Here is a 2,249-nt window from a genome sequence, read left to right as displayed (position 1 = left end):
GTGGCGAAATAACCAACGGTTTTACTTTAAAAGCATCGCCTTCTCGTGCAATAAAATGACCTTTTTCGTCTTTAATCCCAAATACTGCTCTGTTATCTTGCCAAGCCAAAAATAACTGAATATTGGGTGAACTGGCTCTAAAACGCTTAAATTGTTGCGGTAGGGCAGTCATCCACCAGTATTCACTTAACCATGCTTGCAAACTTTGCGCGCCTTTAGCGTTGTAGTTTTTTAGGCTATTGCTAATCGCCTTATGTTCTAAATCAGCCAATTGCTCTTGAGGACGCAAAGGTGTTGCCTCTTGAATACGCGGAATGGCATTAATGGCGTGTTGTAATTCGTCTTCGTTTAATAGCGTTTTTAAGTCGTGATTATTTAGGCGTAAGCTCTTTTCATTTTCAAAGCCAGGCCTGCAATAACTGGGTTTATTGTTGTGGCGTAAGCCTTTCAGGTTGTATTGCATAATAGCAATGTTAGGTTGAGTAATCGCTTCTTTACGGTGTCGGCGAACTCGACCCGCTAACTGAATAATCGAACGATAAGATGACGGCTCAATAACGGCCCAATCAAAATCATGGTCACGGCCAACTTCCTCTACAGGCGTGGCCACTAAAATAAAAATAACATGGTCAGTCTTAGTTTGGTTTAGGTGCTGTTTAATCACTCGGTTATTGAACGCTTGTGGCATTTCACCTGTTTTTTCTTTGCGCTTTAATACGTTGTCTAAATGTGTTTCTTGTTCGTGACGTAATAACAATACTTGGCGGCTGTGATAAGCCATGATTTTGGGCGAAATCGTATCGTCCCAATGGGTATTCAGTAAATACTGACTTAGGGCAATACATGGCGGAATGTTAGCCATTCTCACCACCCCAAAAGAGACTTTTTTGCCTGTTTGTTTATCAATGGTGTGATGTTGTTGATGCAGTTTAATAATTTGTTGTTGAATGAGTGCAAAATACTGTTCTTCTGTAGATTCGCTGTTATTGCTGCTTTGTTGATATAAAGCCTCACAGTCAACAATATAGCCTTTACGTTTAATCGTTTGTTGTTGGAGTTGCTCAATGCGTTTGCTAATAAAAGTCTGGTGTATTTTTTGATAGTGTGTGGTGCTTTCTTTGCTGTCTGTTCCGTTACTCATCTCAATCTGACTTTTAAACTCATCGACCCAAACACAGGCAATAGGGTGTGTTTGTTGTTTAAAAGCACTATGTAACTTCCAACCCTCTTGATAGGCATTAAAAAAACCTTCGGCAAGAGAGGGCGGAATGGTAGCCGAAGAAATCATCACCTTACGGCCTAGCATCCCTGCTAAATGAATTAAACGACCTATAGCAATTAAATCTTGACCATCAAAATCATCAACTTCATCAATCACTAAATCGGAGGACAATAAACGTAAACACGGCAAAATGTATTTACCGCCGCGCGTGGTTTCTGTCGCAGCAATAATATGGTCAATGGTACACGCCAAAACAGGCTTGTATAAAAAAGCGTGATTTTTAGGTTGGTTAGTAGGAAGAATGGCGGCTAAAAAGTCGGCTGTTGGTGCTTCACTAAAATCAAGTTCCTCATCTAATAGCAATTCGGCAGATTCAGAACCCAACTCTTGGAAAGTCGGTTCGGTATTCAGGCTTTTTTGCGCTTTTTCGTGTAGTTCTTTAACGGCTGCCGACCCAATTAAAACGGCTAATTCGCTGTTATCTAAGCCAATTTTGTGTCTATATTCATCACCCGTTTGTAAAGTCAGAGTACGCAACCCCAAAGCTAATATATAACGTAAACTTTCGCCATCATTAGACAAAGCGCGCATGATTTTGGCATTAGCAATCGTTTTGCCATAACCCGTACTGGCCATATTGACAATAAACCAACCGTTATTGTTGGCTTGTTTATGCTGTTGCTTAAAGGTTTTAATACTATCAACAGCCTTATCTTGCCATTCAAAGCCTGACGGACTTTTTTGTTTAAGTGCTTTAATATCAAGTGCAACATCCATATCGGTACTAAAACGCGATAACGATTGGCTAACTTGTAAGGCTTGTTGACTCACTTTGACTAAATGCTCATCCAGTTTTTGCTTAAGTACCGTTTGTTTGGTTTGATTACGTTCGGTATTGGCATATAACTCAATAGAGCTTTTCCACTTGTCGTCTGCTTTTTGAGAGGAATAATAATGGTCGCCTAACATTAAACATAAACGCGCATGATGTAACACGACTCGCCATGCACCATTTTCGGTTAAAACT

1 protein-coding gene is annotated in these 2,249 nt (G+C 40.2%); it reads right to left on the bottom strand.

From position 1 onward, the window contains the following. On the bottom strand, nt 1-2,249 hold a 2,249-nt coding region (cas3f, locus tag Q0212_RS03205), incomplete at both ends, for a type I-F CRISPR-associated helicase Cas3f (protein WP_297922121.1).

This window comes from uncultured Agitococcus sp., from assembly GCF_937920075.1.
Classification (GTDB): Bacteria; Pseudomonadota; Gammaproteobacteria; order Pseudomonadales; family Moraxellaceae; genus Agitococcus.
This window is presented reverse-complemented; position numbering and strand designations above follow the sequence as displayed.